We start from the raw sequence: 7036 nt of genomic DNA on the forward strand, positions 1-7036 counted from the left end.
TCGCCGGGGCCCGGCGGCGGCTGCCTCATCTGTGCGGGCGGGACCCGCAGGCGCTGGACGCCGACGGGATCGCCCGGGCCGTGGTGGAGTCGGTCGCCGAGAACACCTCGGACGCGGTGGTGGGCGCCCTGGTGTGGGGCGCGCTGGGCGGAGTGCCCGGCCTGGTCGGCTTCCGCGCGGCCAACACCCTGGACGCCATGGTCGGTCACAAGTCCCCCCGACATCTGCGCTTCGGCTGGGCCGCGGCCCGGCTGGACGACGTACTGGGCTACCCCGGCGCCCGGCTCACCGCCGTGCTCGCCGTGCTGGCCGGCGGCCACCCCCGCTCCGCCGTCCGCACCTGGCGGGCCGACGCCGCCGCCCATCCCAGCCCCAACGCGGGCCCGGTGGAGGCGTCCTTCGCCGGCGCGCTGCGGCTGCGGCTGGGCGGCACGCTGTCCTACGGCGGCCGGGTCGAGCACCGGCCGGTCCTGGGCGCGTCCTTCCCGCCGCCGGGCGTCGCCGACATCTCCCGGGCGATCCGGCTGTCCCGCCGGATCGGCGCGCTGGCCCTGGCCGTCTCGGTCGCGGTGTCCGCCGCGGTTCCGGCCGCGGCCGCTGCCGCCGGGTCGGCGGCCGGCCGGGCACGGCGGGCCCGCCGGTCCGGACCGCGGTCCGCCGACCAAGGGGGCGCGCGGTGAAGGGACTTCTGGTCGCCGGGACCACCTCGGACGCCGGCAAGAGCGTGCTCACCGCCGGGATCTGCCGCTTCCTGGTGCGCCGCGGGATACGGGTGGCGCCCTTCAAGGGGCAGAACATGTCGCTGAACTCCTTTGTGACCAAGGAGGGCGCGGAGATCGGCCGGGCCCAGGCGATGCAGGCGCAGGCCGCCCGGGTGGAGCCGTCGGCGCTGATGAACCCGGTCCTGCTCAAGCCGGGCAGCGACCGGAGCAGCCAGGTGATCGTGCTGGGCCGGGCGGTCGGCGAGTTGAGCGCCCGCGGCTACCACGGCGGCCGGCAGCGGGAGTTGCTGGACACCGTGGTGGGCTGCCTGGAAGAGCTGGGTACGCGGTACGACGCGGTCATCTGTGAGGGTGCCGGCAGCCCGGCCGAGATCAATCTGCGCCGCACCGACATCGTGAACATGGCCCTGGCCCGACGGGCGGCCCTGCCGACCCTGATCGTCGGCGACATCGACCGCGGCGGCGTCTTCGCCTCCTTCTTCGGCACCACCGCCCTGCTCTCCCCCGAGGACCAGGCCCTGATCTGCGGCTATGTCGTCAACAAGTTCCGCGGCGACCCGACACTGCTCCAGCCCGGCCTGGACATGCTGCGCGGACTCACCGGCCGGCCGACCCTCGGCGTACTGCCCTGGACCCCCGGTCTCGGCATCGACGAGGAGGACGGCCTGCGGGTCTCGCTGCGGGGCGCCGTACGGGAGTCGGCGCTCAGCGCGCCGCACGGCGCGGACGTGCTGCGGGTCGCCGTCGCGGCCGTGCCGCTGATGTCCAACTTCACCGACGTGGACGCCCTGGCCGCCGAACCCGGCGTCGTCGTACGGTTCGTGGACCGCCCGGAGGACCTGGCGGACGCCGACCTGGTGGTGCTGCCGGGCACCCGGGGCACCGTCAGGGCGCTGGAGTGGCTGCGCGCCCGGGGCCTGGCACGGGCCGTCGAGGAACGGGCGGCCCGGGGCCGTCCGGTGCTGGGGATCTGCGGCGGCTACCAGATGCTCGCCGAGGTCATCGAGGACGAGGTGGAGTCGAGGGCGGGTACCGTCCCGGGCCTGGGACTGCTGCCGGTCCGGATCCGCTTCGCCGCCGAGAAGACCCTGGCCCGTCCGGCGGGCACCGCCCACGGCGAGCCGGTGACGGGCTACGAGATCCACCACGGCGTCGCCGAACCCACCGGCGGGGGCGAGGCGTTCCTGGACGGCCGGCGGGTCGGCGCGGTGTGGGGCACGCACTGGCACGGCTCGCTGGAGAGCGACGGCTTCCGCCGGGCGTTCCTGCGGGAGGTGGCCGCCGCGGCGGGCCGGCGGTTCGTACCGGCACCGGACACCGTCTTCGAGGCGCTGCGCGAGGAGCAGTTGGACCGCCTCGGCGACCTGGTCGAGGAACACCTGGACACCGCCGCGCTGCTGCGGCTCATCGAGGACGGCGCGCCCGCCGGCCTCCCCTTCATCGCACCGGGGGCACCATGACCACCGTTCTGCTGCTGTCCACCGCCGACACCGATCTGCTGGCGGCCCGCGCGGCCGGGGCCGGGTACCGGATCGGCAACCCGTCCCGGGTGGACCCCGACGCCGAACTGCCCGCCCTGCTCGCCGGCGCCGATGTGGCCGTGGTGCGGCTGCTGGGCGGGCGCCGCACCTGGGAGCGGGGCCTGGACGTGCTGGCCGCTTCGGGCGTGCCGACCGTGCTGCTCGGCGGCGAATCGGTGCCGGACGCCGAGCTGATGGCGCTGTCGTCGGTTCCGGCCGGGGTGGTGGCCGAGGCGCTGCGCTATCTGGTCGAGGGCGGTCCGGCCAACCTCGCCGAGCTGGCCCGCTTCCTGTCCGACACGGTGCTGATGAGCGGCGAGGGCTTCGAACCTCCCCACTCGATGCCGGAGTTCGGCGTCCACGGCGACCGCGCCGCCGAGCCGGGCCGGCCCACCGTCGCGGTCCTGTTCTACCGGGCGCACCAACTGTCGGCGAACACCGCGTTCGTGGACACCCTGTGCGAGGCGATCGAGGCGAAGGGCGCCAACGCCCTGCCGGTGTACTGCGGTTCGCTGCGGGGCGCCGACGACGGGCTGTACGAACTGCTGGGCCGCGCGGACACGATCGTGACGACCGTGCTGGCGGCGGGGGGCACCGTCGCCTCGGAGGCGACCGCGGGCGGCGACGACGAGGCGTGGGACATCGGCGCGCTCGCCGAGCTGGACGTACCGATCATCCAGGGCCTGTGTCTGACGTCCTCGCGCAAGACCTGGCAGGAGTCGGACGCCGCGCTGTCCCCGATGGACGCGGCGATGCAGGTGGCGATCCCGGAGTTCGACGGCCGGCTGATCAGCGTGCCGTTCTCCTTCAAGGAGACCGGCGAGGGCGATGTGCCGGTCTACGCGGCCGACCCGGAGCGGGCCGCGCGGGTCGCGGGCATCGCGGTCCGCCACGCCGCCTTGAAGCACAAGCCGAACGCCGACAAGCACATCGCCCTGGTCTTCACCGCGTACCCCACCAAGCACTCCCGGGTGGGCAACGCGGTCGGCCTCGACACGCCAGCCTCCGCGGTGGGGTTGCTGCGCGCGCTGCGGGACGCCGGCTACGTCACCGGTGACTTCCCGGAGGACGGCGACGAGTTGATCCACCGGCTGATCGCGGCCGGCGGCCACGACGTGGAGTGGCTGACCGAGGAGCAGTTGGCGAGCGCCCCGGCCCGGGTGCCGCTGGCCGACTACCGGCGCTGGTTCGCCATGCTGGACGAGGACTTGCGGGCGGGCATGCTGGAGCACTGGGGCGAGCCGCCCGGCTCGCTCTACATCGACGGCGAGGACATCGTGCTGGCGTCGCTGCGCTTCGGCAATGTGGTGATCATGATCCAGCCGCCGCGCGGCTTCGGCGAGAACCCGATCGCGATCTACCACAACCCGGACATGCCGCCCTCGCACCACTACCTGGCCGCGTACCGCTGGCTGGAGGCCGCACCCGGCGCGGGCGGCTTCGGCGCCGACGCCATCGTCCACCTCGGCAAGCACGGCACGATGGAGTGGCTGCCCGGCAAGGGCCTCGGCCTGTCCGCCGGCTGCGCGCCGGACGCCGTCCTGGGCGACCTGCCGCTGGTCTACCCGTTCATCGTCAACGACCCCGGCGAGGGCACCCAGGCCAAGCGCCGCGGCCACGCCACGGTGGTGGACCACCTGGTGCCCCCGATGGCCCGCGCCGACTCCTACGGCGACCTGGCCAAGCTGGAGCAGCTCCTCGACGAGTACGCCATGGTCAACGATCTCGACCCGACGAAGGCGCCGGCGATCCGCAGCCAGATCTGGACCCTGGTCCGGGCCGCGGAACTCCATCACGACCTGCACGTCGACGAGCAGCCCGGCGAGGACGACTTCAACGACTTCGTGCTGCACGTCGACGGCTGGCTGTGCGAGATCAAGGACGTCCAGATCAGGGACGGCCTGCACATCCTCGGCGGCGGCCCGGTCGGCGAGCCGCGGGTCAACCTGGTGCTGGCGGTGCTGCGTTCGGCCCAGGTGTGGGGCGGTGTCGGCGCCGCCTACCCCGGACTGCGCGCCGCGCTCGCCGCGCATTTCGGCCTGGTCGAGAAGGAGTTGCTGGCCGAGCCCGGCGCACGGCTCGCCGTCCCGGCAGCGCTGACCGCCCTGGCGGACGGCCCGGCCCGTACCGCCTCCGACGCGGTGGACCTGCTGGAACTGCTGGCCCGCCGGCTCGCCGAGGCGATGGAGGCGCTCGGCTGGGCGCCCGGGACGGCCGGGGACGTGGTGCGCGGCGCGCTCGGCGGGCGCGACGTCCCCGACGCGGTCCGGGTGCTGGAGTTCGCCGCGGCCGAACTCGTACCGCGGCTGGTCCGCACCACCGACGAGATCGACCACATCGTGCGGGCGCTGCGCGGCGGCTATGTGCCGGCCGGCCCGTCCGGCTCCCCCACCCGGGGCCTGGTCAACGTGCTGCCCACCGGCCGGAATTTCTACTCGGTGGACCCCAAGGCCATCCCCTCCCGGCTGGCCTGGGACGTCGGCACCGCGCTGGCCGATTCGCTGCTGGCCCGGCACCTGGCCGACACCGGCGCGTACCCGGCCTCGGTGGGCCTCACCGTGTGGGGCACGTCCTGCATGCGCACCCAGGGCGACGACATCGCGGAGATCCTCGCCCTGCTGGGCTGCCGCCCGCTGTGGGACGACGCCTCCCGCCGCGTCACCGGCTTCGAGATCATCCCCGCGGAGGAGCTGGGCCGCCCCCGGATCGACGTCACCGTCCGCATCTCGGGCTTCTTCCGCGACGCCTTCCCGCACGTGGTCGCCCTGGTGGACGACGCGGTTCGGGCCGTGGCCGAACTCGACGAGCCCGCCGACACCAACTACGTCCGCGCCCACGCCGACGAGGACACCGCCGTCCACGGCGACCGCCGCCGGGCCACCGCCCGTATCTTCGGCTCCAAGCCGGGCGCCTACGGGGCCGGCCTGCTGCCGCTGATCGACGCCCGCAACTGGCGCTCCGACGCGGACCTCGCCGAGGTCTACGCCGTGTGGGGCGGCTACGCGTACGGCCGCGGCCTCGACGGGCGGGCGGCCCGCGGCGACATGGAGACGGCCTTCCGCCGCATCCAGGTGGCGGCCAAGAACATCGACACCCGGGAGCACGACCTCGTCGACGCGGACGACTACTTCCAGTACCACGGCGGCATGGTGGCGATGGTCCGCCACCTCACCGGCACCTCGCCGGAGGCGTACGTCGGCGACAGCGCGCTCACCGACCAGGTGCGGACGAGGACGCTCGGCGAGGAGACCCACCGCGTCTTCCGGGCCCGGGTCGTCAACCCCAAGTGGATGGCGGCCATGCGCCGGCACGGCTACAAGGGCGCCTTCGAGATGGCGGCGACGGTCGACTACCTCTTCGGGTACGACGCGACGGCCGGGGTGGTGGACGACTGGATGTACGAGAAGTTGGCGTCGGAGTACGTCTTCGACGCCGAGAACCAGGAGTTCATGAAGCGGTCCAACCCATGGGCGCTGCGCGGGGTGACCGAGCGGCTGCTGGAAGCGGCGGACCGCGGCCTGTGGGCCGAGCCGGACCCGCGGACGCTGGACCGCCTGCGCGAGACGTACCTCGCCCTCGAAGGCGATCTGGAGGGGGAGGCATGAGGTCCGCGGCCCGCTTCAACGGTCAGGTGGAACAGGAAAGTTGCCGCACAACGAAAGGCGAGGCCCGGTCGTGAGTACCCCGTACCCGTTCAGCGCCCTGGTGGGGCAGGAAGAGCTGCGGCTGGCGCTGCTGCTGAACGCTGTGAGCCCCGCGGTGGGCGGCGTGCTGGTGCGCGGCGAGAAGGGCACCGCGAAGAGCACCGCGGTCCGCGCCCTGACCTCGCTGCTGCCGGCGGTCGCCGTCGTCCCCGGGTGCAGGTTCTCCTGCGACCCGGCGGCCCCCGATCCGGGCTGCCCGGACGGCCCGCACGACCCGGCGGTGCAGGGTTCGGTCCGGCCCGCCCGGATGGTGGAGCTGCCGGTCGGCGCGTCCGAGGACCGGCTGGTGGGGGCCCTGGACATCGAACGCGCCCTTGCTGAAGGCGTGAAGGCATTCGAGCCGGGCCTGCTCGCGGCGGCCCACCGCGGCATCCTCTACGTCGACGAAGTCAATCTGCTGCACGACCACTTGGTGGACCTCCTGCTGGACGCCGCCGCGATGGGCGCCAGTTACGTCGAGCGCGAGGGTGTGTCCGTGCGGCATGCCGCCCGCTTCCTGCTGGTCGGCACGATGAACCCTGAAGAAGGCGAGCTGCGCCCGCAGTTGCTGGACCGCTTCGGTCTGACCGTGGAGGTCGCGGCGTCGCGGGAGACCGATGAGCGGGTGGAGGTGGTGCGCCGCCGGCTGGCGTACGACGCCGATCCGGCGGGTTTCGCGGCCCGTTGGGCCGCCGCCGAGCAGGAGCTGCGCGAACGCATCGTCGCCGCGCAGCGGTTGCTGCCCGAGGTGCGCCTCGGTGACGGCGCGCTGCGTCAGATCGCCGCGACCTGCGCCGCCTTCGAGGTGGACGGGATGCGCGCCGACATCGTGATGGCCCGCACCGCGACCGCGCTGGCCGCCTGGGCCGGCCGGACCGTGGTGCTGGCCGAGGACGTCCGGCAGGCCGCGCTGCTGGCGCTGCCGCACCGGCGCCGCCGCAATCCCTTCGACGCGCCGGGGCTGGACGAGGACCGGCTGGACGAGGCGCTGGAGCGGGAGCGCGGCGAAGGCGGCGACGACCCCGACCCGGATCCGGACGGCGGCCCCGAGGGCCCGGAGGGGCCCGAGGATCCCGGGGGCGGCGGCCGGCCACCGCAGCCGCCCGCCGAG

At 74.3% G+C, this 7036-nt stretch carries 4 protein-coding genes; all 4 read left to right on the forward strand.

The features are described 5' to 3' along the window. A partial coding sequence (locus tag GA0115240_RS13155; RefSeq protein WP_141708824.1) for a CobD/CbiB family cobalamin biosynthesis protein occupies positions 1 to 680 on the forward strand: 680 nt, incomplete at its 5' end. After that, on the forward strand, positions 677 to 2182 hold the full coding sequence (locus tag GA0115240_RS13160) for a cobyric acid synthase (RefSeq protein WP_093736862.1): 1506 nt from the start codon (positions 677 to 679) through the stop codon (positions 2180 to 2182). The genes GA0115240_RS13155 and GA0115240_RS13160, both read left to right, overlap by 4 nt. Continuing rightward, on the forward strand, positions 2179 to 5847 hold the full coding sequence (gene cobN, locus GA0115240_RS13165; RefSeq protein ID WP_093736863.1) for a cobaltochelatase subunit CobN: 3669 nt from the start codon (positions 2179 to 2181) through the stop codon (positions 5845 to 5847). Before GA0115240_RS13160 ends, cobN begins: the two co-directional genes overlap by 4 nt. 70 nt (positions 5848 to 5917) lie before the next feature. Further along, on the forward strand, positions 5918 to 7036 hold a 1119-nt coding region (locus tag GA0115240_RS13170; protein ID WP_161302192.1), incomplete at its 3' end, for an ATP-binding protein.

Origin of the sequence: Streptomyces sp. DvalAA-14, from assembly GCF_900091855.1 — a bacterium.
Lineage (GTDB): Bacteria > Actinomycetota > Actinomycetes > Streptomycetales > Streptomycetaceae > Actinacidiphila.